Annotated in this window: 17 protein-coding genes, 1 tRNA gene and 1 pseudogene; 12 read left to right on the forward strand and 7 right to left on the reverse strand. The window is 67.5% G+C overall.

The features are described from left to right. The first annotated feature begins 31 nt into the window (after nucleotides 1-31). Both pheS and pheT read left to right on the forward strand, forming a co-directional pair. Nucleotides 32-1,540: a phenylalanine--tRNA ligase subunit alpha gene (pheS, locus tag FGM06_RS06120; protein ID WP_144798537.1), complete on the forward strand. Its 1,509-nt coding sequence runs from the start codon at nucleotides 32-34 to the stop codon at nucleotides 1,538-1,540. Then, entirely contained in the window at nucleotides 1,540-3,279 is a 1,740-nt protein-coding gene (pheT, locus tag FGM06_RS06125; protein ID WP_144798233.1) for a phenylalanine--tRNA ligase subunit beta, read from the forward strand. Before pheS ends, pheT begins: the two co-directional genes overlap by 1 nt. Nucleotides 3,280-3,735: 456 nt before the next feature. Here the strand turns inward: pheT and FGM06_RS06130 are convergent, their stop codons facing one another. After that, entirely contained in the window at nucleotides 3,736-4,875 is a 1,140-nt protein-coding gene (locus FGM06_RS06130; protein WP_144798234.1) for an aminopeptidase, read from the reverse strand. A gap of 159 nt (nucleotides 4,876-5,034) precedes the next feature. Here FGM06_RS06130 and arsN2 point away from each other — a divergent pair, with 159 nt between their 5' ends. Beyond that, on the forward strand, nucleotides 5,035-5,478 hold the full coding sequence (gene arsN2 / locus FGM06_RS06135) for an arsenic resistance N-acetyltransferase ArsN2 (RefSeq protein ID WP_144798235.1): 444 nt from the start codon (nucleotides 5,035-5,037) through the stop codon (nucleotides 5,476-5,478). Nucleotides 5,479-5,524: 46 nt separating this feature from the next. Here arsN2 and pepF read toward each other — a convergent pair whose 3' ends face one another. From pepF to FGM06_RS06150, 3 genes are all read right to left on the reverse strand, one after another. Continuing rightward, entirely contained in the window at nucleotides 5,525-7,324 is a 1,800-nt protein-coding gene (gene pepF, locus FGM06_RS06140) for an oligoendopeptidase F (RefSeq protein ID WP_144798236.1), read from the reverse strand. A gap of 131 nt (nucleotides 7,325-7,455) precedes the next feature. Then, the gene (gene rimI, locus FGM06_RS06145; protein WP_144798237.1) at nucleotides 7,456-7,929 is read right to left on the reverse strand and encodes a ribosomal protein S18-alanine N-acetyltransferase; all 474 of its coding nucleotides are present in this window, start codon (nucleotides 7,927-7,929) and stop codon (nucleotides 7,456-7,458) included. 81 nt (nucleotides 7,930-8,010) lie between these two features. After that, nucleotides 8,011-9,561, reverse strand: coding sequence for a PAS domain-containing protein (locus tag FGM06_RS06150; RefSeq protein WP_144798538.1), 1,551 nt, complete (start codon nucleotides 9,559-9,561; stop codon nucleotides 8,011-8,013). 203 nt (nucleotides 9,562-9,764) lie between these two features. Between FGM06_RS06150 and FGM06_RS06160 the strand changes: the two genes are divergently transcribed. After that, nucleotides 9,765-9,837, forward strand: a tRNA-Arg gene (locus tag FGM06_RS06160). Between the two features lie 756 nt (nucleotides 9,838-10,593). Here FGM06_RS06160 and FGM06_RS06170 read toward each other — a convergent pair. Then, nucleotides 10,594-11,883: an amidase gene (locus FGM06_RS06170; protein WP_206668670.1), complete on the reverse strand. Its 1,290-nt coding sequence runs from the start codon at nucleotides 11,881-11,883 to the stop codon at nucleotides 10,594-10,596. 261 nt (nucleotides 11,884-12,144) lie between these two features. Continuing rightward, on the reverse strand, nucleotides 12,145-12,948 hold the full coding sequence (locus tag FGM06_RS06175) for a creatininase family protein (RefSeq protein WP_144798238.1): 804 nt from the start codon (nucleotides 12,946-12,948) through the stop codon (nucleotides 12,145-12,147). 204 nt (nucleotides 12,949-13,152) lie between these two features. Between FGM06_RS06175 and FGM06_RS06180 the strand changes: the two genes are divergently transcribed. From FGM06_RS06180 to FGM06_RS06215, 8 genes are all read left to right on the forward strand, one after another. Beyond that, entirely contained in the window at nucleotides 13,153-14,103 is a 951-nt protein-coding gene (locus FGM06_RS06180) for an ABC transporter permease (RefSeq protein ID WP_144798239.1), read from the forward strand. 2 nt (nucleotides 14,104-14,105) lie between these two features. Continuing rightward, nucleotides 14,106-15,143, forward strand: a complete 1,038-nt coding sequence (locus FGM06_RS06185; protein WP_144798240.1) for an ABC transporter ATP-binding protein — start codon at nucleotides 14,106-14,108, stop codon at nucleotides 15,141-15,143. A 1-nt stretch (nucleotide 15,144) separates the two neighbouring features. Next, nucleotides 15,145-16,440 (forward strand): oligopeptide/dipeptide ABC transporter ATP-binding protein, encoded by a 1,296-nt coding sequence (locus FGM06_RS06190; protein ID WP_144798241.1) that lies wholly within the window; start codon nucleotides 15,145-15,147, stop codon nucleotides 16,438-16,440. A 120-nt stretch (nucleotides 16,441-16,560) separates the two neighbouring features. Beyond that, nucleotides 16,561-17,535, forward strand: coding sequence for an ABC transporter permease (locus FGM06_RS06195; RefSeq protein ID WP_144798242.1), 975 nt, complete (start codon nucleotides 16,561-16,563; stop codon nucleotides 17,533-17,535). Between the two features lie 114 nt (nucleotides 17,536-17,649). Next, nucleotides 17,650-19,452: an ABC transporter substrate-binding protein gene (locus tag FGM06_RS06200; protein ID WP_144798243.1), complete on the forward strand. Its 1,803-nt coding sequence runs from the start codon at nucleotides 17,650-17,652 to the stop codon at nucleotides 19,450-19,452. 129 nt (nucleotides 19,453-19,581) lie between these two features. Then, nucleotides 19,582-21,087, forward strand: a complete 1,506-nt coding sequence (locus FGM06_RS06205) for an amidase family protein (protein WP_144798244.1) — start codon at nucleotides 19,582-19,584, stop codon at nucleotides 21,085-21,087. A gap of 39 nt (nucleotides 21,088-21,126) precedes the next feature. Beyond that, nucleotides 21,127-21,822, forward strand: a complete 696-nt coding sequence (locus tag FGM06_RS06210; RefSeq protein WP_144798245.1) for a thioredoxin family protein — start codon at nucleotides 21,127-21,129, stop codon at nucleotides 21,820-21,822. Between the two features lie 47 nt (nucleotides 21,823-21,869). Next, complete coding sequence (locus tag FGM06_RS06215) at nucleotides 21,870-23,111, forward strand: Zn-dependent hydrolase (protein WP_144798246.1); 1,242 nt, start codon at nucleotides 21,870-21,872, stop codon at nucleotides 23,109-23,111. Between the two features lie 75 nt (nucleotides 23,112-23,186). Here the strand turns inward: FGM06_RS06215 and FGM06_RS06220 are convergent. Next, nucleotides 23,187-24,257: pseudogene (locus FGM06_RS06220) on the reverse strand (trans-sulfuration enzyme family protein). Nucleotides 24,258-24,683 lie beyond the last annotated feature (426 nt).

Below are 24,683 nucleotides of genomic sequence, written 5' to 3' on the forward strand. Positions count from 1 at the left end.
AACCAGCCACACGCGTATGGATACAACTCGAATGCGACTCCCGGAACGACAGCTCGCGGTCCTCGAGGCCGCGAGCGCGACGGACGAACGGACGATAGACGAGATCGCGGCGGAGGCGGGACTGAAGTCCGAGACGGTCGTCGGCGCCGCCTTCGACCTCCGCGACGAGGGGCTGCTCTCGGTTGCCGAACGCGCCGCCGAGACCTTGGATCTCACCGACGAGGGACGGCACTACGTCGAGGACGAGCTTCCCGAGACGCGGCTCTACGGGGCCGGGCTCGCGCTCGACGCCGACGAGGCGCCGGTCTCGATGGGACGGGTCATCGGCGAGGCCGACCTCGACGGCCCCGAGGTCGACATCGCGCTCTCGAACTTCGCGCGGAAGGGGTTCGGCTCGATCGACTCGGGGGAACTCCGGGTCGACCCCGACGCCGACCCCGACGCCGACCCGGAAGCGGCCGCGCTCGCGGCTCTCGCCGGCGGCGACGACCCCGCGGTCGACGAGGCGGTGCTCGACCAGCTGGACTCCCGCGGGCTCGTCGAGCGCGGCGAGTCGGTGACTCGGTCCGTGACGCTCACCGAGGAGGGCGTCGACGCGCTGATGACGGGCGTGGAGGCGACCGAGACCGTCTCGGAGCTCACGCCGGAGCTGCTCGCCAGCGGCGAGTGGCGCGACGTGGAGTTCTCCGAGTACAACGTGGAGGCTGACGCCCCGACGACGCGAGGCGGGCGGAAACACGTGCTCCGCCGGACCGCCGACCGCGTGAAGGACGTCCTCGTCGGCATGGGGTTCCAGGAGATGGAGGGCCCCCACGCCGACAGCGACTTCTGGATCAACGACTGCCTGTTCATGCCCCAGGACCACCCCGCGCGGACCCACTGGGACCGGTTCGCGCTGGACGTCGACCCGATGGACGAGATTCCGGAGGAGCTGATCCGGCGGGTCGAGTCGGCCCACCGGGAGGGGTGGGGCGAGGACGGCGACGGCTACCACTCGCCGTGGTCCGAGGAGTTCGCCCACGAGGTCGCCCTCCGGGGCCACACCACCTCGCTGTCGATGCGGTACCTCTCGGGGATCGCCGGCGCGGAGCTCGAGCCCCCGCAGCGCTACTTCTCCGTGGAGAAGGTGTACCGCAACGACACGCTCGACCCGACGCACCTCCTCGAGTTCTTCCAGATCGAGGGGTGGGTGATGGCCGAGGACCTCTCGGTGCGCGACCTGATGGGCACCTTCGAGGAGTTCTACCGGCAGTTCGGAATCACTGACATCCGGTTCAAACCCCACTATAACCCGTATACGGAACCCTCCTTCGAGCTGTTCGGCGAACATCCCGAAACCGGCGAGGAGATCGAGATCGGGAACTCCGGCGTCTTCCGCGAGGAGGTCACCGGCCCGCTCGGCGTCGACTGCGACGTGATGGCGTGGGGGCTCGCCCTCGAACGGCTCGCGATGTTGACGACGGGCGCGGAGGACATCCGCGACCTCCACGGCACGCTGGCCGACATCGAGTTCCTGCGGGACGCGGAGGTGAGCTACTGATGCCCGTCGTCGACATCGACACCGACGAGCTGCGGGGACTCACCGGCCGTACCGACACGACAGACGCGGAGTTCAAGGAGGACCTGTTCGGGCTCGGCTTAGAGTTCGAAGGGGAGACCGACGACGGCCTCCTCCAGTTCGAGTTCGCGCCCGACCGGCTCGACCGCCTCTCCGTCGAGGGGGTCGCGCGCTCGCTGCGCTACCACTACGGCGACGACCGCGGCGTCTACGTCCCCGAGACGAACGACCCCGAGTGGACGATCGAGGTCGACGAGTCCGTGCCGGACGAGCGCCCCTACGTGACGGGGGCCGTGATCCGGGGCGTCGACCTCGACGAGAGCGCACTCGACTCGCTGATCCAGCTCCAGGAGAAGCTCCACGCGACGATGGGGCGCGGTCGCGCGAAGGGCGCGATCGGGATCCACGACCTCGCGATGGTGAAGGGCGCGCCCCTGCAGGAGGGCGCGGAGCCGTCGATCACCTACCGCGGTGTCGAGCCCGAGGGCGACACGTTTGTCCCGCTGGACGCGAACGACGAGCTGACCCCCGCCGCGGTGCTCGAGGAGCACGACACGGGGCAGAAGTACGCGGACCTCGTCGAAGGTCTCGACCGCTACCCCGCCATCTACGACGAGCTCGGCCTCTTCTCGTTCCCGCCCGTCATCAACGGGAAGCGGACCGAGGTGACGGCGGGCTCGCGCGAGCTGCTCGTCGAGCTCACCGGCACCGACCAGTGGACGATCGACCGGATGTGCAACATCGTCTGTTACGCCCTCTCCGCCCGCGGCGCGACGGTCGAGGAGGTCGAAGTGAACTACGCCGACGGCGCGGCCGCCCCCGACGAGTACGGCGCCGAGCTCGTTCGGCCGAACTTCGACACCGACGAGAAGTCCGTCACCCACGATCGGATCGAGACGCTGCTCGGCGTCGAGTTCGAGCCGGAGGAGGTCGTCGACTGCTTCGAGCGCGCCGGCCTCGACGCCTCCTACACGCTCGACGGCGACGTCACCTACGAGGTGGAGATCCCGCCGTACCGCGTCGACGTGCTCCATCCCCTCGACCTGGTCGACGACGTGGGCCGGGCGTACGGCTTCGACGAGCTGGAGCCGCGCTACCCCGACGTGGGGACCGTCGGCGGGCGCCACGAGCGCTCCCGGCTGGAGGACGCGGTCCGGACGAGCCTCGTCGGGCTCGGCTTCGAGGACCTGCTCAACTTCCACATGACGAGCGGCACCGAGAACTACGACCGGATGAACGTGGAGCCGGGGACCGCCGTCCTCGGCGGCGGCGACCCCGTCGAGATCACGGAGCCGTACAGCGAGGAGTACACCCAGCTCCGCACCTGGGCGCTCCCCTCGCTCGTCATGCTGTTAGAGCGGAACACCCACAACGCGTACCCGCAGGACGTCGCGGAGGTCGGCTTCGTCGCCGAGCGCGACGACGCCGAGAACACGAACGTCGCCGAGCGCCGCCGCGTCGCCGGCGCGGTCGCCCGGCGCGACGCCTCCTACGAGGCCGCGAAGGGCCGCCTGCAGGCGGTGTGCGACGACTTCGGCGCGGAGCTGGCGACGCCCCGCACCGAGCACCCGTCGTTCATCGACGGCCGGACCGCCGCGGTCGAGATCGACGGCGAGCGGGTCGGCGTGATCGGCGAGGTGCACCCCGCGGTCCTCGTCGAACACGACCTGGAGGTCCCGGTGGCCGCCTTCGAGTTCGATCTCGACGCTTTACGGAAATAAGGACTCGATCTCGGGGCTTCCGTCGGGCGTTTATACGTCGTTGCAGTCGCTGTAGCGGAGAACACCTCCAAAGCCCCAGCCGCTCGTTTATAAATGAGTGACGCTGGATCGACAGTGAAGACCTCCAAAGCCCCAGCCGCGACGACTCGCGCGGCTTGTTGCGCTCCTCGCTCGCGTTGCTCGCTGCGGTGCTTACTGCGCCGTGCTTCGTCCTCGCGGCTGCCCCTTTGTATCCCCCCACAGCACCGCAACCACACCTCACGCCTCCCCAGCCTCGTCGCCGGCGGCTTTGCCGCCGGCTGCCAGAGGCGCGAAGCGCCTCGCTGTCGCTCACTTCGTTCGCGACTCCCTCGCACGCGCTGACTCGCGACCGCCGGGGGCGGCCGCTCGCAGGCGCGCGCCGCCGCACTGCCGCGTTTGTTTAAATACCGGATCGCCGCCGGCGGGTTCGATCGCTCAGTCCTCGAACCCCTCCTCCCACCGGAATGTCCCGTCCCGCTGGACGACCTCGCCGTCGACCTCCATCCGAGAGCGCTCGCTCACGTCGCTTATCATGTCGACGTGGACCGCGCTGTCGTTGCCCGACTCGCCCTCGGGGAGGCAGGCGTCGTAGGCGCGGCCGACCGCCATGTGGACCGTGTCGCCCATCTTCTCGTCGAAGAGGATCGAGTCGGTGAACCGGTCGATCCCGCGGTTCATCCCGATCCCGAGCTCGCCGAGTCGCCGGGCGCCCGGGTCGGTGTCGAGCACGCCGGCGAGCGCGTCCTCGCCGGCCCCGGCCGAGAAGTCGACGACCTCGCCCTCCTCGAAGACGAGGTGCACGTCCCGGACGCGGGTCGCGTCGATCGTCATCGGCACGTCGAAGAACGCCTCCCCCTCGGTGTCGTACGGGGCGGTGAACACCTCGCCGCTCGGGAGGTTGTGCGAGTCGTACGCCACGGAGGCGGCGGAGTTGACCGCGGTGCGGCCCGCGATCGACATCGTCACGTCGGTGTCGGGCGCGTCGTCGCGCTCGGTGACGATCCGGACCTCCTCGCCCGCGTCGAGGACGGCCTTCATCTCCGACATCTCGGCGGCGAGCGCCTCCCAGTCGCGGAGCACGGCGTCGTAGACGAAGTCTTGGTACTCCTCGTACGCCATGCCCGCCTGCTGGGCGAGGCTCCGGGTGGGGTGGACCGTCGAGACCCAGTCGGTGTCCATCCGGGCCTCCCGGACGCCCTTCCGCGCCTTCGCGTACGCCTGTCGCGTCTCCCTCGCCACGTCGGCGGTCGCGGTGGTGTTGCGGCCGCCCCCGATCCGGAGGTAGGCGTCGGCGGCCTCGAAGATCGCGCGGTCGACCGCCGGGTCGTCGTCGAAGTCGGGGACCGCGTCGGAGCCGTCGGCTCCCGCCTCGGCGCCTTTTAAATAGGCCCGTGAGAATTCATCGGAACCGTACAGCGTCGTGACGGTCGCCCCGCGCTCGCCGAGCGCCTCGGCGACGGCGACGCCCAGTTCGTGGGCGTCCTCGGCGACGCTGACGACGACGTCGTCCCCGGCCTCGACCCGCGCGCTCCAGTCGACGAGCACCGCGGCGTGCTCGCGTACGCGTTCGTCCATGATTACTCGGTACGTCGCGGGGGAGCGGTAAATCGGTGCCGGGAAGCGGTCATCGGAGCCCAGCGCGGCGAGCGGCTGCGGTCGCTTTCACCCCCGATCGCTCTCGTCCGAGCCGCGTCCTGGTGAGACTATTAGGGGGTTCGGCCCGTGATCCGAGCTATGGACGGAGCATCGGTACGCCTCCGCCGAGCGGACGCGGCCGACCTCTCGTACGTCGAGGAGCGACTCGAGGCGAACGGGTTGCCGTCGCGGGACGTGCGGTCGAAGCCCGACTGCTTCTACGTCGGCTACGACGGGGACGAGCGCGTCGGCGTCGCGGGCGTCGAGCGCTACGGGAGCGACGGCCTCCTCCGGTCGGTCGTCGTCGAGGAGGACGAACGCGGCCGAGGGTACGGAACGGCGCTCTGCGCGGCGGTGGAAGCGAGGGCCGCGTCCGGCGGCGTCGACGCGCTGTATCTGCTGACCACGACCGCGGCCGACTTCTTCGCCGACCGGGAGTACGCGGAGATCGACCGGGACGCCGCACCGGAGGCGATCCGGCGAACGACGGAGTTCGACGAGCTTTGCCCCGCCTCGGCCGCCTGTATGACGAAGTCCCTGTAGCGTCGACCCCGCTCGCCGCGTTCCGCCGTGTCGACCGCGCGGGGAGTTACTCCAGGTCGAGCAGCGTCGCGATCTCGTCGAGGTAGTCGTCGTAGATCCCGACGGCGGCCTCGATCGGGGCCGGCGACGCCATGTCGATGCCGGCGAGTTCGACGACGTTCAAGGGGTAGTCGGAGCCGCCGGCCTCCAGCATCTCGCGGTAGTCGGCGGCGGCGGGCTCGCCCTCGTCGAGGACGCGCTCGACGATCGCGGCGGCCGCGGAGATGCCGGTCGCGTACTGGTAGACGTAGAAGTTGTAGTAGAAGTGGGGGATGCGCTCCCACTCGCGCTCGACGCCGCCCGTGAGTTCGGCGGGCGCGTAGTAGTCGCCCTTCAGGTCGGCGTAGATCTCGTCGAAGGCGTCGGGGGTGAGCGCGTCGCCGGCCTCCACGCGCTCGTGGATCCGCTGCTCGAACGTCGCGAACATGGTCTGCCGGAAGAGGGTGGAGCGGAAGCGCTCGAGGTACTCGTCGAGCACGTGCGTCCGCAGCTCGTCGTCCTCGACGGTGTCGAGCAGGTGATGGGTGAGCAGCGTCTCGTTGACCGTGGAGGCGATCTCCGCGACGAAGATCTCGTAGCTCGCGTCGTGCCACGGCTGGGCGTCGCCCGCGAGCTCGGAGTGCATCGAGTGACCGAGCTCGTGGGCCAGCGTGAACATCGAGGCGATGTCGTCCTGGTAGTTCATCATGATGTACGGCTGGGTGTCGTAGGTCCCGGAGGAGAACGCGCCGGAGCGCTTCCCGCGGTTCTCGTACACGTCGACCCAGCGCGAGTCGAGCCCCTCGGCCATCCGCTCCTGGTACGCCTCGCCGAGCGGCGCGACCGCCTCGATCACCCACTCGCGGGCCTGGTCGTACTCGACGTCGGGACCCTGGTCGCCCGTCAGCGACATGTAGAGGTCGTGGCTCTCGAGTTGGTCGACGCCGAGGGCCCGCTGCTTCAGCTCGGCATGGAGGTGGAGCACGTCGAGGTTATCGTCGACGGTGTCGACGAGGGTGTCGTACACCTCGACGGGGACGTTCGAGCCGTCGAGCGCGGCCGCGCGGGCGCTGTCGTAGCCGCGGATCTCGGCGCTCGTCGCGTGCTCGCGGACCGCCTTCTCGAGCGAGGTGCCGACCGTGTTGCGGACGTCCGCCCACTGCTCGTAGAACGTCTCGTGGACGCGCCGGCGGAAGTCGCGGTCCGGGTTCGTCTGGAGCTTCGTGAAGTTCGACTGCGTGATCTCCACCTCCTCGCCGTCGGGGTCCTCGACGACGCCGTAGGTCATGTCGGCGTTCGTCAGCATCGAGTATATCTCGGCCGGGGCGTCGGTGACCTCCGAGAGGTCGGCGAGCACTTCCTCGACCTCCGCCGAGCGCGTGTGTTCTTTCATCCGCAACACGTCGTCGAGGTAGTGCTCGTACGTCTCCAGCGCGGGCTCGCGCTCGAGGAACTCCGCGACCGCCGACTGGCTGAGCGACTGCAGCTCGGGCTCGAGATACGAGACCGCGCTCGACGCCTCGGAGCTGAGCGAGGACGCCCGCGCCGACATCGCCTGGTACTCCTGGTTCCGCGTGTCCTCGGCGCTGCGGAGCCGGGCGTACGTCGTCACCTGCTGGATCTCCCGGAAGATCTCCTCGCGGAGCTCGAGCAGCTCCAGCAGGGTCGCGGCGTCCTCGGCGACGCGCCCCTCGTAGTCGCGCAGCTCGTCGATCCGGTCGGCGACCGTCTCGTAGGCCGCCTCCCACGTCTCGTCGTCCTCGTAGACGCCCTGGAGGTCCCACTTGTACGCCTCGTCGATCTCCGCTCGCTCGGGAACCGAACTCATACCGTACGGTTTGCGCCCCGAGCACTAAGAGTTGTCAAAAGCGGAACCCCGATCAAAACCGGAGCGGCAGTCAAAAGCGGCCCCTCGCGGCGGAGCGACCGTCACCGAGCGGTCAGTCCGCCGCCGGGCGCTCAGTCCGCCGACGCCCACTCGGCGAGGTCGACGACGAGCACGATCGCGTCCTCCCCGTCCCGGTAGTAGTTGGTGACGCGACGGACCGGCTCGAACCCCTCGTCCGCGTACAGCGACCGGGCGACCGCGTTGCTCTCGCGGACCTCCAGGCGCACGACCGCGACGCCGACGCCACGGAGCCGGGCGAGCGCCGACCGGAGCAGCCCGCGGCCGATCCCCTCCCCCCGCGCGTCCGGGTGGACCGCGAGGTCCTTGACGTGGCCGATGTCGCGGCCGTGGTTCGGCGTGGCGTCCGCGACGACGTAGCCGACGACCCCGCCGGTGCGCTCGGCGACGAGGAACGCGGGCTCGTCGAGCAGCCGCTCGAAGGCGTCGTACGGCCACGGGTCCGAGAAGCACGCCCGCTCGATCCGCACCACTCCGAGCAGGTCCGCGCGCTCGACCCGGCGGATCGCGGCGTCGACGGGGGTCACGGGCGGGGTTAGGAGGCGGGAGGAATAAACGCGACGGGGCGGCGGTGCGGCGCGGGTGCGCCCCGAACGCTCCGGAGGCGGTCAGCCGTCGATCCACGGCTCCGCCGCCGCGACGGCGTCGGGATCGGGCGCCTCGACGACGAAGCAGGCGCCGTTCGGCCGCGACACGCGAGGCGGGAGATCGAGCGCGCTCGCGTCCGGGCGGAGCCCGATCGACCAGCCGTGGGACTCGACGACCTCGCGGACGATGTCGAGGCCGTACCCCGTCCCGTCGGCGCTGGTCGTGAATCCGGGGTCGAAGACGTCCGCGCGGTGGTCGGGGTCGATTCCGGGACCGTCGTCGGCGACGACGACCCCCTCGTCGGTCGTGCTCACGACGACCGCGAGGTCGGCCTCGGCCTCGCAGGCGTGTTCGACCGCGTTGCGGAAGAGGTTCTCGAACGCCTGCCGCAGGCGTCCGCGGTCGCCTCGGACCCGGGCGTCGCCGCCGACGACGAGGGTCGCGTCGTCGCTCCCGGCGGTCGCCCACGCCTCGCGGACGACCCCCGCGAGGTCGAACTCCGTCGGCTCGTCGATCCCCGACCCCTGCCGGGCGAGCGTCAGCAGCTCGGAGACGAGCTGGTCGATCCGGTCGACCGCGCGCTCGCCCCGCTCCAGCGGGGCGGTGTCCCCCTTCAGCCGCGCCATCTCCATCGACCCGCGGATCACGGACAGGGGGTTCCGGAGGTCGTGCGAGACGATGCCGGCGAACCGGTCGAGCCGCTCGTTGCGGTCGGTGAGCCGGCGCTCGCGCGCCTTGCGCTCGCTCACGTCCCGGGAGTTGATGAGGAGCGTCCCGACCGCGGCGTCGTCGGGCAGCGAGCGCGTCCGCGACTCCAGCCAGACCCAGTCGCCGTCGGCGGTGCGGTACCGGTACTCCAGGGTCGGCGCCGCCTCCGGGTCGTCGAGGGCGCGGTAGAACCGCTCCGTCACGCGCTCGCGGTCGTCCGGGTGGACGTACCCGAGCGGCGACCGGCCGACCGTCGACCCCTGCTCGTAGCCGAGCACCTCCTCGACGGACGGGCTCTCGTATCGGACCCGCCCGTCCGCGTCGACGACGGTGACGAGGTCGGTGCCGTACTCCAGGAACTGACGGAACCGCTCCGGGAAGGCGCGATCGACGTCGACGCGGCGCGCGGTGACGACGCGGCCTCCGAACTCCGGCGCGAGCTCCTCGTCCACGACGGACTCGACCCAGACGAAGCCGCCGCTCGCGTGACGGAGCCGGTGGGTGACGGTCCGGTGGGTCGCGACCGCGGAGAGCGCGTCGGAGACGGGATCGCGGTCGTTCGGGTGGACGTGCTCCAGCAGGTCGTCGCCGAGGAGGGCCCCGCGCTCGACGCCGAGCACCGCGGGCACCGACGGGCCCGCGAACAGCACCTCGCCGTCGACGGCGACCGCCGCGACGAAGCGGTCCGAGCCGCGGTCGACCGCGGCCGCGCGATCCGCCGCCTCGGGAGCGACGTCGGCCGTCGAATCGGATTTCGACCCCCCGTCGGTGGTCGACCGGCGCTCCGCCGGGAGCCGTCGCTCGCCGTCACGAGCGGAGCCGCTCCGCGGGGCGGACGGTCGATCGCTGGGACGGAGGGTCACGATGGTTCTGTCCACGCTACGGACGGACGGGTATAAATCTCCACGCTGTGAATATCAACCGAGATAATCGACAGTGGCATCCGGAGACCACGGGGCGGAGACGGTGTCGGTGCGGACTCGAGGAAGACAGGCTGCCGCAGTCGAGCGATACCGACACCCCGAGTCAGAAGCGTTAAACGCGCGCCGCGGATATCCGGTCGTGAGGGCGCGTAGCTCAGCGGACAGAGCACTTGGTTCCGGACCAAGATGCCGCGGGTTCAAATCCCGTCGCGCCCGTCACACAACCTCTTCCCGTGGATACATAGCAAACCACCAGACAGCGTAGCGATCGGCAGTATTTGGGTTCATTTCGAGGGGTGATTTCGTCACGCTCCGTGACGGCGGTCGCCGCCGTCTGTCGATTTGCGAAGAACCGAACCGGCATTCACGTTAGTGATTGGAGTCGAGTGGCACTTCGAGAAGAGCATGGGTTCGAAATGGCACTGAACATCAATGGGGTCGAGTAGCTCCGAGACTAGACGACCTGAAGTAACCCAAAGCCGATTCTACCTGTGGTTTGAGCCCGGTTAGCACGCCCCCATGATTTGAAGTTAGGTAGACCTCAGTTTCTGATTGAGCCGCCCCGGAGTAGTGTCCGGGACGTTCTCGCACGTGGCACAGAGCCATCTCACAGCGATTCCCCTGCGTCACAGTGAAAACCACGAGATCATCAACGGATCCCAATGAGTGATCGCTCACCCCAGCGTTGTCTGATCTAGTGACTCCTCGGCCATACTCATCCGGGAAGAGCGCCGGGCCCACGGTGTGGCTCGCCGAGGAGTTCCGGCCGGGCATCGGAGCGTGTTCGACCGGTTGAACGAACCCGGGCCGAAAGGGGCGAAGTTCTTCGGGATCAGACCCCGCGTGATAAGTATCGAAGGGTCCGAGCAGTGTGGTCTCTACCTCCCTCAGTAAATCGCTCGTCCCGCGGCCGTTTTGGCGGCCACGCCGACCCCGGCTGTCGGGGTGTACCGCCGTTCTAGTGGAGATCGTCTATAGGCTGTCGGCGATATCGTGTGCCCACGCGAGCAGGCTCTCGTCGTCGCCGAACGGCGCGGCACACTGGAGGCCGAGCGGTAAACCGTCGTCGGTCGTCCCAGCCGGCAGGCCGACGGTCGGCAGTCCGGCGTGCGTCCACGGAAGGTTCATGACGGGGTCGCCTGTGGCATCGATTCCCTCAGGGGCCGGGCCGGGAGCCGACGGCGAGATCCAGAGGTCGATCCCTGCATCGTGCATCCGGTCGTGTAGCGCCGCACGGAGTCGGCGGCGACTCCGACGGGCGGCGGCGACATCGGCGGTCGACACCTCACGTCCCTCTCGGAGGAGTTCGACCGAGGTGTCAGCGTACCCCCCCGGATACTCCCCGTACCACTCCTCGTGAGTGAGTGCGAATTCTGCGGCAACGAGGCGATTGTGCCGGGAATTAATGCCGTCGATGTCCTCGAATGCGTCGATCCGCTCAACGTCGTATCCCGCGCGTTCGAGCCGCGAAACGTGTTCCTCGAAAGATTTCAGTCCGAGATCGCTCGCCTGCCGAAGGTAGGGTCCCTCGGGGACGCCGAGCGTCGGGCGGTCACGCGGTGCTGGCAGCGGTCGCCACTCGTCACAGAGCAGTGCCGCGCCGACCGCAGCGCCCGCGGTGTCCTGCGTGAAGAACCCGATATGGTCAACCGAGGGCGTACAGGGAATCACGCCATCGGTGGAAATCCGCCCGAAACTCGGCTTCACCCCGACGATACCACAGAACGCCGCCGGGCGGGTCACCGATCCGATAGTCTGCGTGCCGAACGCGAACGGACAGAGCCCGGCTGCGACGGCCGCCGCCGATCCGCTCGACGACCCGCCGGGAGTATGGGCCGGATCGTGCGGGTTTCGGGTGGGACCGGGTTCGAAGTAAGCGAACTCGGCCGTGACCGTCTTGCCGAGAATCAGCGCTCCCGCCTCGCGGAGGGTCCGCACTGCCGTCGACTCCTCGCCGGCCAACGCCTCGGGCGGGACGTCCGACCCCGCCCGAGTCGGCAGTCCGTCGACGTGGAAGATATCCTTCACACCGATGGGAACACCGTACAGTGGCGGTCGGGTCGAGGGCTCCGGGAACCGGGATTGGAGGTCTGCTGCAGCCGCCCGGAGTCGACTCCACCGATCCTCCTCAGGGACGAGCGATTCGATATTGGGTTCGACCGCGTCGACTCGGGACTCGACGGTATCGAGATACTCGTCGACGCTGACCCGGTCTCGACGCAGGTCGTCTATCGTCGTGGCCAGCGGTGCGTCGTGAATCACTATTCAGCGGTGTTCTCCTTCATTCAATTAATATGTTGTGGCGCCGGCGAAGCGGCGTCTCGGGACCGCTATGACGCCGGAGGAAGACAGAGAACGTGCTTCGTCGGGTCTCTGACCGTTCTCGTGGTGACATGAGTCGACCCCGACCACGCCTCCTCCCGGATCAGCCGTCAGTCGCGGTCGGCGTGCCTGTCGCTCGCTTCCGTACCGGCCGGTTGGCACCGGTCGGCAACGCGGTTTCGCGAACGGCCGTCGTCGCCCTCACCCCGCCCGCTCGTGGAGCCGTTCGAGCACGTCGCCGACCTCGTCGACGAACACCTCGAAGAACCGTTCACCCTTTTCGGCGGTCGCCAGCTCCGGCGTGCCGACCGCACCCGTCTCGCTGTACGCGTCGAAGTCGGCGTAGGCCGAGAGCGGCCCCGGATGCGAGAGGTCGTCTCGGGTCCGGTCGTAGGGCGACTCCCACGGCGTCCCCTCGGCAGCGTCCAAGTCGACGAGGTCCGGACGGAGGTGAGCGAGCATCGACGTCTCAACCTCGCCCGCGTGGCCGGCGCCGCCGCGGTCGCTGTCCCGTATCTCGCCGATTCGGTCGGCGCCCAGATCGAAGTACGTGACCCCCAGTACCTCCGCCGTCCGGTGAGAGGCGCCGATCGCACTCGTCGCGCTCGAAACGAGTGCGCCGTTGCCGCCGTGCCCGTTGAGGAGCAGGAGTCCGTCGAAGCCCTCGGCGAGCACCGTCTCCGCCACGCGCTCCAGCAGGTCGAGCAGGTCCCCACCGTCGAGGCTCACCGTGCCGCCGAATGGCGTGTGGTGTGGGGAGTGGCCGGTCCATATCGGCGGCGTGACGAGCACCGGCATCGCGTCGGCGGCGCGTTCGGCGGCTGTCGTGGCAACCGCGTCCGCAAGGATGGTATCCGTTGCCGTCGGTAGGTGGTGGCCGTGCTGTTCGAGGCTCCCGACTGGAACGACCGCCACCGAGCCGTCTCGCTCGGCCGCGTCACGGACCGCCGGATACGGCTTCCCCGCCCACGCGACCGGCGACGCACCGATAGTATCGTACACCATGGAGACCGCCACGGCGGCCGCGAACAAAACGTTCCGGTCCGTGTCGAGGGTCGGTTCCGACGCCCGCATCGCCACTTACAGACCCATCATATATCTGAACTGAGGGCCGGACATCCCACCGCCATCGAGTGACTGAAAACCATCCTAATTGATGGGACCGAACTAAGGACAACACTTTTGACCACCCTTCGAATTAGGGCTGGTATGTCAATGCGTGACTTGCTCTCGTCTACCAGCTCCGGACTGGTGGACGCACTAACGGACAACCACATCGTCCGCAACTTCGTCGATGGATTGCGGCTGATGCTCAGCGATCGGACGACCGCCGCGTACTTCTGGATACTCGTCGGGATCACGATCCTCGGCGTCGTCGGGCCGATGATCGCCCCCTACGGTATCGAGGTGACACACTACAGCCAGAGCGGCGAGGTGCTGAGCGCCGAGCCGCCCTCGCTGGCGCACCCCCTCGGGACGACATTTGCGGGCTACGACGTGCTCTCGCGGCTTCTGGTCGGCGCCCGTCCGACCGTGATCACGGGAGTTCTCGGTGGCGGGCTGATCCTCACCATCGGGACCACAATCGGAATCACCGCCGGCTACGTCGGCGGGCGTACCGAAACGATCCTGATGCGTTTCACCGACTTCGCGTACGGCGTGCCGCTCATCCCCTTTGGCATCGTGATGATCACATTTCTCGGGGTCGGATTCCTGTCCTCGATTCTCGTCATCGGCTTGATCCTGTGGCGGGGCGGGGCTCGGGTGATCCGCGCCCAGACCCTACAGATCAAGCAGTACCCGTTCATCAAGGTCGCCAAGGCGACGGGCGCGAGCAGGCGTCGGATCATCATCAAACACATCCTCCCGAACGTGGCACCGATGGCCATCTTCTTCCTGGCGCTTGGCGTCGGCTACGCCATCATGCTCCAGGCCAGCCTCACCTTCCTCGGCGTCGCGTCGCCGTTCACCCCGTCGTGGGGGGTCATGATCCGGAACGCGTTCAACTCCGGGTACATGTCCGAGGCGTGGTGGTGGTCGCTGACACCGGGGCTCCTGATCGGTATCACGGTGCTCTCGACGTTCATGTTCGGACGGGGATACGAGGATCTCATCACGGCCGACGGAGAGTCGATCGAGGCCGACACGGTAGCCGCGTAATCATGTCCGACACACTACTCGAGGTCGAGAACCTCACGATCCGGTACGAGACGGACGGCGGCGACATCACCGCGGTGTCCGATGCGTCCTTCAGCATCGACGAGGGCGAGTTCTTCGGCCTCGCCGGCGAGTCCGGCTCCGGTAAGAGCACGACCGCCAAGGCGATCATCGGCGGGCTCGACGACAACGGCTTCGTCGACGGCGGGACGGTCCGGTATCGCGGCGAGGAGATCCAGGACTTCAGCGACGCACAGCTCAACGAGAAGCTCCGGTGGAAGGAGATCTCTTGGATCCCTCAGAGCTCGATGAACAGCCTCGATCCGCTTCAGCGGGTGAGCGAACAGGCCTTGGAGATCGGCCAAGTCCACACCGACCTCTCCAACGAGGAGATCCGCGAGAAGCTCAAGGAGATGTTCGACGTGGTCGGACTCCAGCAGAGCCGGATCGACGATTATCCCCACCAGTTCTCCGGCGGGATGCAACAGCGTGCGATCATCGCGCTCGCGCTGTTTCTGGAGCCCAGCCTCGTCATCGCCGACGAGCCGACGACGGCGCTAGACGTGATCATGCAGGACCAGATCTTCAAATATCTCGATCGGATGAAAGACGACGCCTCGACGAGCCTCCTGCTCATCACCCACGACATCAGCGTCATCTTCGAGTCGTGCGACAGCGTGGCGATCATGCACGCGAGTCAGATCGCCGAGCGGGGGTCGGCGGAGTCGGTCCACGACAACCCCCGACACCCCTACGCCTTCATGTTCAAGGAGGCGTTCCCGGACATCCGCGAGCCGGACCGGGAACTGGAGGTGATCGAGGGCTACCCGCCCGAACTGATCGGCGAGGTATCGGCGTGTAGCTTCGCCGATCGCTGTCCGTGGGCAGTCGAGGAGTGTCGGAAGAGCGCTCCGCCGCTCGAATCCGTCGGCGACGACGACGCCACCCACGCCGCGTCGTGTTTCCGCTCCGACGAGGCGTACGAACTGTACGAGGAACACGGCACGGCCGATCCGGCGGCGCCGGAACAGGGGGACGACTGAGATGACGACCGAACCACCACTGCTGGAAATCAACCGACTGGAGAAGCACTTCGAGGAGAACACGAACATCTTCGACGTCCTCATGCGACAGGAGCCGTCGAAGATTCAGGCCGTCGACGGCGTCTCGTTCACGCTTGAACGGAACGACTCCATCGCCGTCATCGGCGAGAGCGGCTGTGGCAAGACGACGCTGCTGTTGACGCTTATCGGTCTCCACGACATCACCGGCGGCGACGTGGTGTACAAGGGAACGCCGATGTCGTCGTTCGACAAGAGCGACTGGAAGGAGTACCGGAGCAACGTTCAGGTGATCTTCCAGGATCCGTTCAACTCGCTGGACCCGAAGATGACCGTCGAAGAGTCGCTGAAGGAGCCGCTGGAGATTCACGGAATCGGTAACCGGGACGAGCGGGTCCGAGAGGTGCTCGAGGACGTCGAACTCCGACCGCCGGAGAAGTACCTGCGCCGCAAGCCGATGAACCTGAGCGGCGGCGAGAAACAGCGCGTCGCCATCGGCCGTGCGCTGGTGCTCGAACCCGACATCATCCTCGCGGACGAACCGGTGTCGATGCTCGACGTGTCGACACAGGCGTCAGTCCTGCGGATGCTGAAGGGGCTCATCGACGACTACGACGCGTCGATGATCTACATCTCACACGACCTCTCGACGGTGTCGTACATCTCGGAGGTGGTGAACGTGATGTATCTGGGGCGGATCGTCGAGTCGGCGGCCACCGACAGACTCCTCGGCGATCCCAAACACCCATACACGAAGGCGCTCGTCTCCGCGATTCCGGTGCCAGATCCCCACTACGGCCGGCCGCGGACGGAGATGTCCGGCGCGCCGCGCGACCCGATCGATCTGGGGGAGGGTTGCCGGTTCCGCGACCGATGTCCGGAAGTGATCCCTCCCGACGGGCTCGACATCGATCAGTCGGCGTACCGGGAGGTGATGGCGTTTCGCGAGGCGCTCGAACGAGACGAACTCCCCCTCGACCGCATCCGGGAGAGCCTCGACGACCCGGGCGATACGGACGCGTTAACCGCCGCTATCGACGACGAGCACTTCTCGGCCGAGCTGTCTGACGAGAACGCGGCGACGGTCGACGCGGCGCTCGACGACATCGCGGCCGGCAAGCCGGACGCCGCCATCGACCGCTTACGCGAGCGCTTCGAGAGCGTCTGTGAGCTCACTCCCGACTCCATCGAGGACGAGTCCGGCTGGCACGTCGCCTGCCACCAGTACTACGACCACGACCAACGGCACACGGAAGATCATGCAATCACGACAGACTGACTCCCGACCCCGACACCGGGCGGTCGTACTCGACGACCACCGATCACGGAGCGCACGACCCGGCCGAACGACCCACGACGACGCCGGTTCGCGTCCGGAGGTGAGCGTCCCGTGTCGTCGATGAAACGCTACGTCGCCGTCCGCAGCATCCAGACCGTCTTCACGCTGTGGCTGGTGCTCACCGCCCTGTTCGTGATGTTCCGGTCGATGCCCGGCGACTTCACCGCCCAGATGGCGGTGGCGGGCGCCAACGAGCAGGCGCTCGCGGCGCTGCGTGCCAAGTGGGGACTCGACCAACCCCTCCACGTCCAGTACTGGCGGTACATTACCAACCTCGCGCAGGGCGACCTCGGCGAATCGCCGGTCTACCGCATCCCCGTCTGGGAGTTCGTCAAGATGCGGATCTTCAACACGTTCATTCTCGTCGCGCCCGCGATGACGTTCACCTACATCCTCGGGGCGCTGATCGGGACCATCGCCGGGAGCAAGCGGGGCAGCCGCCTCGAGAAACTCGGTCTCATCCCGGTCATCGGTGCGGGATCGTTCCCGGCCTTCTTCATCTCCATCGTCCTGATCGTCGTCTTTGCGAGCTGGCTCAACATCTTCCCGACGTCGGGGATGCTGTCGGCGGGCGGTAGCGACGCGGGGACGTGGTGGGGGCCGTACGTCACACCCGACTTCGGTATCCACTACGTCCTGCCATTCGTGGCCGTCGTCTGCCGGTATCTGTTCATCCCCTCGCTGATCATGCGGACGAGCGTCGTCGAGGTGATGGAGCAGGACTACACCGAGTACCACCGCCTGACCGGCCTGCCGCTCCGGAAGCGGCTCGGCCACGTCGCCAAGCACGCCAGCCTCCCGGTGATCACCATCTACCCGGTCTCGCTGGCCAGGGCGCTCGGCGGTCTCGTGCTGATCGAGACCGTCTTCAACTGGCCGGGGATCGGATTCACGCTCGTCGAAGCGGTGCTCGGCCGCGACTACCCGACAGTCCAGTTCGTGTTCTTCCTCGTCGCGGCCTTCGTCATCACCTCGAACTTCCTGATCGACCTGCTGTACGGCGTGATCGATCCGCGCATCCGCGTCGAGGGGTGACGCACCCGCCCACGCTATTTTTTGGCCGCAGAATAAGTATAATATATATCTCATATTAACAACCCCACTCGCATCGGCGATAGAGTTATACCGGTCGCGTTTGCTTGTGAGTGTATGTCATGCGAGAATGAATCGAGTGGCAGCGGCGTGGACCGCCGCTCGGTATTGAAGGCGATCGGGGTTGCAGGCGCGACCGGACTCGCCGGCTGTGGAGATCAGTCGGGCAGCGGTGGCGGCTCCGGTGGCGACCTCGGCGAACGAGTCTCGACGCTGCAGATGGAGTACTGGTCGGACTACGGCGGATTCACGACCACACAGGAGCAGATGGCGCCGATCATCTCGAGCAGCGTCGAGGAACTCGGCGTCGGGATGGAGGTCGTCCCGGTGAGCATCACGACACAGCTCTCCCAGATGGCCAACGACGAGAACCGTGACAACAACATCTCTTTTACGTGGTGGGTGCCCGCAGCCGATCGTCTCGACCCGCAGGAGCTCCTGAACAACATGCGCTTGGACTGGGCCGGCGCCAACGGACAGAGCAACTACTCCAACTACGCCGACTGCGAGTTCACCGAGCTGCTCCTCGAACAGACGACCGCCGAGACACCGGAGGAACGACAAGAGGGGATGCACGAGGCCATCGCCCGCCTGTCAGAGGACTGTGCCATCGGCAACCTCGCTCCGGTCGCCAACATCGGCGCCTACCGCACGGACATGGTCGACATGGGTGGCGTCGGCAACGGCGGTATCGCCCGCTCGAACGCCGAGTGGGCGTTCAAGTCCCAGACCACGGACGGCGATGACATGGTGGTGGCGATCAACCCGATCGCCACCGAGACGTCGAACTGGCTGACCCACTCCGCCTCGATGCCGGAGGCGATGTGGCAGCACATGATCCACTCTCCGATCCACAAGTACAACGAGAACTTCGAGCTCACGGAGCTGCTCGGCTCGGTCGACGTCGTCAACTCTCAGGAGATCGTCGTCGAACTGTTCGACGACGCGACGTTCACCAACGGCGACCCGGTCACATCCGAGGACGTGAAGTTCACCTTCGAGCAGATCCAGCGCGGCGGCGAGGCCGGTGCGTACCCGGGGGCGGCACCGGTTCCCTACGACGCTATCGAAACGCCCGACGAGCAGACGGTCCGTTTCACCTTCACGGAGCCATACATCCCCTTCGCTCGCACGACGCTGATGCGGTGGGGTATCCTCCACAAGCAGTCCTTCGAGGAGGCGGGTGCGGTCGAGAACCCGGGTGGCGCCCAGTTCGAGATGCCTATCGTCTCTTCGGGACCGCTCGAGGTGACCGAACTCCAGCGCGGGACGCGGGTAGTCACAGAACCGCACGACGGCCACCCGACCTACGAGGCAAGCCAGCCGATCATCTTCGAGGCCTACCGTAACGAGGAGACGATGATCACCGCCCTCGAGGCCGGCGAGTGTATGATCACACCGGAGATATCGCCGCCGAACGCGGAGCGCGTCAACAACGAGATCGACAACGCCCAAGCGGAGTTCGCGGCCACGCACACGTCTTACAACCTCCAGTACGTCTGTCACACCGCGCCGTGTAAGTTCCCCGAGTTCCGCAAGGCGGTCGACGCCTCGATGAACCGCCAGCAGATGATCGGCGTGGCGCTGGCCGGCGAGGTCGAACCCGAGATGTACCCGACGTACATCTCGAAGAACCACCCGATGTACCCGCCCGAGGACATGCTGTCCGGGTGGGCCGAGTCGCCACAGGGCAGCCCGGACGTGGCCCGGCAGATGCTCGAAGACGCCGGCTGGGGCTGGGACGGTAACGACAACCTCCACTACCCGCCGGACGCCGACCTCGACCCGCTGTGGCCACAAGGCGAGGTGCCTTCGGCCGAGGACTTCCCCTGCATCGAAGAACTGGGTCTCGATCCGTAGGACTCCTCCGGTTTTTTGACGTGACGCTGGTCCGCCATTATCGGGGACTGCCGTACCGTCCCCTAGCGTGCGACGGGCGGAACGACGGCACACCGGTACTAACTTACAGCGACCCCTTGAGGCGTAGCTATGCGAAGACTCACCGTGGACGAACTGGTGGCGCTCGGTGACCGCTTCGAGATCGACGTTGACGATGATCGCGCGGCCAGCATCACCGAGACGGTCAACGCGATGCTCGCGGATCTCGACGCGCTCGAGGAGATACCCGTCGGCGGCGACGCGCCGGCGCCAACGGGCGCCGATCCCGGCGCGCGAACCTGGACGGACCCGGCCGAGAATCCCCACGGTGCGGTCGCGGTCGGCTGCTCGGTACCCCCGTCATCGAAGGGGTCTCTCGACGGCACTCGCGTCGGAGTGAAAGACGTGATCGCCGTCGCCGGCGTCCCGATGCGCTGTGGCTCGGCGACTATGCGGGGGTTCGTCCCCTCCCGCGACGCGACCGTCGTCGACCGGCTTCGCGCGGCCGGCGCGTCGATCACCGCCAAGACCGCCTGCGACGAGTTCGCGGGGAGCGCCCGCGGAACGACCGGCCACGGGGCGCCGATCACCAACCCCCACGACGACGAACGGACGGCCGGCGGCTCCTCCGGGGGGAGCGCGGCGGCGGTCGCGGCCGGTAGCGTCGACGCCGCGCTCGGTACCGACACCGGTGGCTCCGTGCGCATCCCCGCGTCGTTCTGTGGCGTCGTCGGCTACAAGCCGACCTACGGGCTCGTGCCGCTGACCGGTGTCATCGAGAACACCTACACCCAAGACCACGTCGGGACGCTCACCGATACCGTCGCCGACGCGGCGGCACTTCTCGGGGCGATGGCGGGCGCCGACGACACCGACCCGGCGAGCCTGGCTGCGGCCGGGCGGTCGGGGTACCGCGTCGGGGGCTACCGCGACGCGGTCGCCTCGTCATCCGATCCCTCGGATCTCCGGATCGGCGTTCTCGACGAGGGGACGGGCGAGGGCGTCGCGGACCGCGTCGAGAGGCGCACCGAGGCCGCCGTCGACGTCCTCGACGACGCGGGCGTGACGGTCCGGTCGGTCTCAGTCGACACCTTCCACGACGCCCGTCCGATCAAGAACGCTCTGAGTTTCGTCGAGCTCGCCACCCACTGGCGAGACGGCGCCGCTCCGTACCGCCGCGGCGGCGTCGACGAGACGCTCCAGACCGGCTTCGCCCGCGCCCGCGCCGCGGCCAGCGGCGAGCTGAGCGATTTCTACACGAGCAAGCTGCTCGCCGGCGCGCGGGTCGTCGAGGCCCACGACGGCCGGCCGTACGTCCGCGCCCAGACCGCCAGAGAGCGGCTCCGCGAGGCGTTCGAGGCGGCACTCGACGACGTCGACGCCCTCCTCCTGCCGACGATGCCGGACGTGGCGCCGCCGGTCGACGGCGCCGACGACTGGGCATACGATTACGCGCGCAACACGCGGGCGGCGAACGTCACCCGGCTCCCCGCGGTAACGGTGCCGAACGGTACCGCCTCGGGGCTGCCGGTCGGCCTCCAATTGGTTGGTCCGGCGTTCCACGACGCCGACCTCCTCGCGACGGCGGCCGCCGTCACGTCGGTGCTTCCGGCCTGACGGGGGATCCTTTATATATTCGAGATGGCAGATAACGGTATGTCTGCGATCGACGCCGTCGACCGACTCATCGAGCGCGACGTATTCGAGGCGGCCGGTGATGACGAGTTACGCCCGACCGAATCGTTCCGGGCGGCGGTCGACCGCCACCGGCGGACGCTGACCGACCGCGACGCCGACGAGCGGTCCGCGGCCGTCGCGGAGCTGACCGACGACCCCGATGTCGCGGATACGTTCGCGGCGGCGGACGTCTCGGATCTCGACTTCCTCGCGCGGTACGTCGCGCTCCGAAATCGGGCCGCCGACCTCTCGGCGGCGCAGGCGCTCACGCTCACGGTCGTGATCGGACAGCTCGAAACCGGTATGCCTCGCTCGGACGGCGCACCGGCGGCCTTCCTCCCCGTCGACGGCGAGGACCTCGTGCGGCTCGTCCGGCTTCACGACCGCTGTGTCGTCTACGCCTGGCGCGAGGACTGCCCGCCCTGCGAGACGATCAAGGCAGACTTCGACGACCTGTTCGGCGCCGACCCACCGGGCGACCTGCTCTTGCTCGCGGTGTACGGTCCGGACTGCCCTCGACTCCTAGACCGGGAGTTCGACGCGAATGCAGCGCCGACGATGCTGTTCACTCTCGACGGGCGCGTCGATTCGCGGTTTGTCGGGACGCCGTCGGCCGAGGGGCTCGAAAGCGAAATAGAGACGCTCCGCGATCGGACGGTCCCGTCGGCAGAGTGACTGCCGTCCACCGGGACGTTTAGTTGCTCGCCGCGCGTGGGTCGGCCATGCGTATCGACATCGACCGCGATCGACTCGTCGAGACGATGGAAGACCAGGCGGAGATCGGCGGAACGGAGGGCGGCGGGCTCCACCGCCTCGCGCTCTCCGACACCGACCGCGAGGTGCGTGACTGGTTCGTCGACCGTGCTGCGGACGCCGGGCTGGACGTCCGCGTCGACGCCTTCGGCAACACCTTCGCCCGTCGGGAAGGTGCCGATCCCGACGCCGAACCGCTGCTCGTGGGTTCGCACCTCGACTCCCAGCCGTACGGCGGTATCTACGACGGTGCACTCGGCGTCGTGGCGGCCCTGGAGTTCGTCCGCACGCTGAACGACCGGGCGATCGAGACTCGCCGACCGGTCGAGGTGGTCAACTGGACCAACGAGGAGGGGTCCCGGTTCCCGCCCGCGATGCAGGGCAGCGGCGTCTGGGCAGGCGCTCACGACATCGAGGCCGAGTACGAGAAGACCGACGCCGACGGTACTCGTCTGCTCGACGAACTCGAACGCATCGGTTACCACGGAGACGAGCCGGCCGAGCCGCGCGAGCCGTACCACGCGTATCTCGAACTCCATCCCGAACAGGGACCGTTTCTGGAGGAAACCGGGGCCGACGTGGGGATCGTCACCGGCATCGTCGGCCTCCGGTGGGCGGACATCACGCTCCACGGGCAGGCCAATCACACCGGGACGACGCCGATGAACTACCGGGAGGACGCACTCGTTGCGGCCTCCGACATCGTCACTGCGATCCGGCGCCTGCCGGGGACGCTCGGCGACCGAACCGTCGCGACGGTCGGGTCGCTGACCGTCCAGCCTAACTCGGTCAATACCGTCCCCGAGACGGTGACGCTCACGACCGACATCCGCGACCCGGACGAGGCCGTCCTCGACGAGGGCGTCGCGCGGATGGAGGCGGAGGTGGCCGCGGCGGCCGACCGCGAGGGCATCGAGTACGAGATCGAGCACACGATGGCCTCGCCCACGGTCGACTTCCCCGACCGGCCGGTCGAGGCCGTTGCGGACGCCGTCGACCACCTCGGCTACGATGGCCGCCGGATGGTCAGCGGTGCCGGTCACGACGCTACCCACGCCGCCGCCGTCTGCGGCGCCGCGATGGTTTTCTCGGTCAGTGAGGGCGGCAAGAGCCACACGGAAGACGAGTTCACTAGCTGGCCGGACTGCTACCGATCGTCGAACGTGCTTGCGAACGCGGCGCTAGACCTGGCCGAGCCGATCGTCGACTGACCGGTTTCCCCGTCGCCGATCGCGTCGACTCGGACTCGAAAAACAAACGCACCCGTGCTGCCGAGGAGTGTGATCTTACCGGAGGGCCGTCCGAAGGTCCTCGCGGAGGTCGTCGGCGTCTTCGAGGCCGACGGACATCCGGACCAACGTCTCGGTGATCTCCGCTGAAGCCTCGCTGCGACAGAACTCGTCGGGGAGCATCAGCGACGGAACCTCAACGACGCTTTCGGTGCCACCGAGACTGGCCCCGGGCGTGAACACCTCCAGTCCCTCGACGAACGCCTCGAGTTCGATGAGCGTCCCGTCGAACTCGAAGGATAACATTCCGCTGTACCCCGGCATCTGCTCGCTCGCGAGATCGTGTTGCGGGTGGCTTTCGAGACCCGGATAGCGAACGCGAGCGACTCGCTCGTGGCGTTCGAGGAACCGCGCGACTGCCATCGCGTCCTTCTCGTGGTGTTCCATCCGTGCGGGTAGCGTCTTGATGCCCCGCGCAACGAGGTGGTAGTCGAACGGCGAAAGCATGTTCCCGAGTCCGACCCGCTGTGCGAACGCTAATCGCTCAAACACGTTCTTGTCGTCGGTGATAACGGCACCGCCGATAGAGTCGGAGTGTCCGTTGAGGTTCTTCGTGGTGCTGTGAACGACGACGTCGGCACCCAGTTCGAGCGGGGATTGATAGTAGGGACTCGCAAAGGTGCTGTCCACGCCGAACGGGGTATCGTGGTCATCGGCGACATCGGCTATCGTTCCGATATCGCACAACCGAATCAAGGGATTCGACGGTGATTCCGCCCAGATCAGGTCGGTGTCCGCGGTGACGGCATCGGCGACGTTCCCGGGGTCACGGGCGTCAACGAAATCGGTGTCGACGCCGAGATGTCCGGCCAGGTGGTCCGTGAGCAGCGTTTCGGTTCCGTTATAGACGGTGTCCGAGGAGATGACGTGGCCTCCCGGAGGGACCAGCGACAGCATCGTCGTCGATGTCGCCGCCATTCCGGAAGCGAACGCCAACCCGTGCTCGCCGCCTTCGGGGCGAGCTAACTACGCTTCGAGGGTCGCCCGCGTCGGATCGCTCTCGCGCGAATAGTCGTGTTCATTGGCGTCCTCCCCACTGGCCCACTCGAACGTAGTCGAGAGGTGAATCGGCGGGACGACGTCGTTCGTCCCGCCTCTGTGAGTGTCCCCGGTTCCAGCTGCACCGACTGCGACGGTTGCGAATCCTCTCCCGTCGGACCGCCCGTCGTGTCATCGGAGACTCACCACGAGACCCGCTCGGACCCGATTGAGTGAAGTGGACATGGGAGTGGTCTCAGTCACCAAGGATAGTGAACTTCCCGGCGAGGGAGGCCGGAAACACACCACCGACGTGGGTGGGGGTCAGCGAGTTGGCCGTTGCTAACCGGCGTCTGCTCTCTGGGAAGTACGAACAAGTCTGGGAGTGACGTCCTGCCACGGCTGAAGCTGTGAGCCTCTCCTCGCGTGTGCGATACGCTCTCAATACTTCACCACCCAACCGATTGCCCTGCCATCGAGCGCGATCGTCACCGCGCCAGACGTCACAGACCGCAA

Origin of the sequence: Halorubrum depositum (genome assembly GCF_007671725.1) — an archaeon.
Classification (GTDB): domain Archaea; phylum Halobacteriota; class Halobacteria; order Halobacteriales; family Haloferacaceae; genus Halorubrum; species Halorubrum depositum.

What these genes read in the sequence shown, in the direction of transcription:
- FGM06_RS06200 (WP_144798243.1), top strand. Translation starts at nt 17,650, where the DNA reads ATGTCATGCGAGAATGAATCGAGTGGCAGCGGCGTGGACCGCCGCTCG.
- pheS (WP_144798537.1), top strand. Translation starts at nt 32, where the DNA reads ATGCGACTCCCGGAACGACAGCTCGCGGTCCTCGAGGCCGCGAGCGCG.
- arsN2 (WP_144798235.1), top strand. Translation starts at nt 5,035, where the DNA reads ATGGACGGAGCATCGGTACGCCTCCGCCGAGCGGACGCGGCCGACCTC.
- FGM06_RS06185 (WP_144798240.1), top strand. Translation starts at nt 14,106, where the DNA reads ATGTCCGACACACTACTCGAGGTCGAGAACCTCACGATCCGGTACGAG.
- FGM06_RS06205 (WP_144798244.1), top strand. Translation starts at nt 19,582, where the DNA reads ATGCGAAGACTCACCGTGGACGAACTGGTGGCGCTCGGTGACCGCTTC.
- pepF (WP_144798236.1), bottom strand. Translation starts at nt 7,324, where the DNA reads ATGAGTTCGGTTCCCGAGCGAGCGGAGATCGACGAGGCGTACAAGTGG.
- FGM06_RS06210 (WP_144798245.1), top strand. Translation starts at nt 21,127, where the DNA reads ATGTCTGCGATCGACGCCGTCGACCGACTCATCGAGCGCGACGTATTC.
- FGM06_RS06180 (WP_144798239.1), top strand. Translation starts at nt 13,153, where the DNA reads ATGTCAATGCGTGACTTGCTCTCGTCTACCAGCTCCGGACTGGTGGAC.
- pheT (WP_144798233.1), top strand. Translation starts at nt 1,540, where the DNA reads ATGCCCGTCGTCGACATCGACACCGACGAGCTGCGGGGACTCACCGGC.
- FGM06_RS06130 (WP_144798234.1), bottom strand. Translation starts at nt 4,875, where the DNA reads ATGGACGAACGCGTACGCGAGCACGCCGCGGTGCTCGTCGACTGGAGC.
- FGM06_RS06175 (WP_144798238.1), bottom strand. Translation starts at nt 12,948, where the DNA reads ATGGTGTACGATACTATCGGTGCGTCGCCGGTCGCGTGGGCGGGGAAG.
- FGM06_RS06190 (WP_144798241.1), top strand. Translation starts at nt 15,145, where the DNA reads ATGACGACCGAACCACCACTGCTGGAAATCAACCGACTGGAGAAGCAC.
- FGM06_RS06195 (WP_144798242.1), top strand. Translation starts at nt 16,561, where the DNA reads ATGAAACGCTACGTCGCCGTCCGCAGCATCCAGACCGTCTTCACGCTG.
- FGM06_RS06215 (WP_144798246.1), top strand. Translation starts at nt 21,870, where the DNA reads ATGCGTATCGACATCGACCGCGATCGACTCGTCGAGACGATGGAAGAC.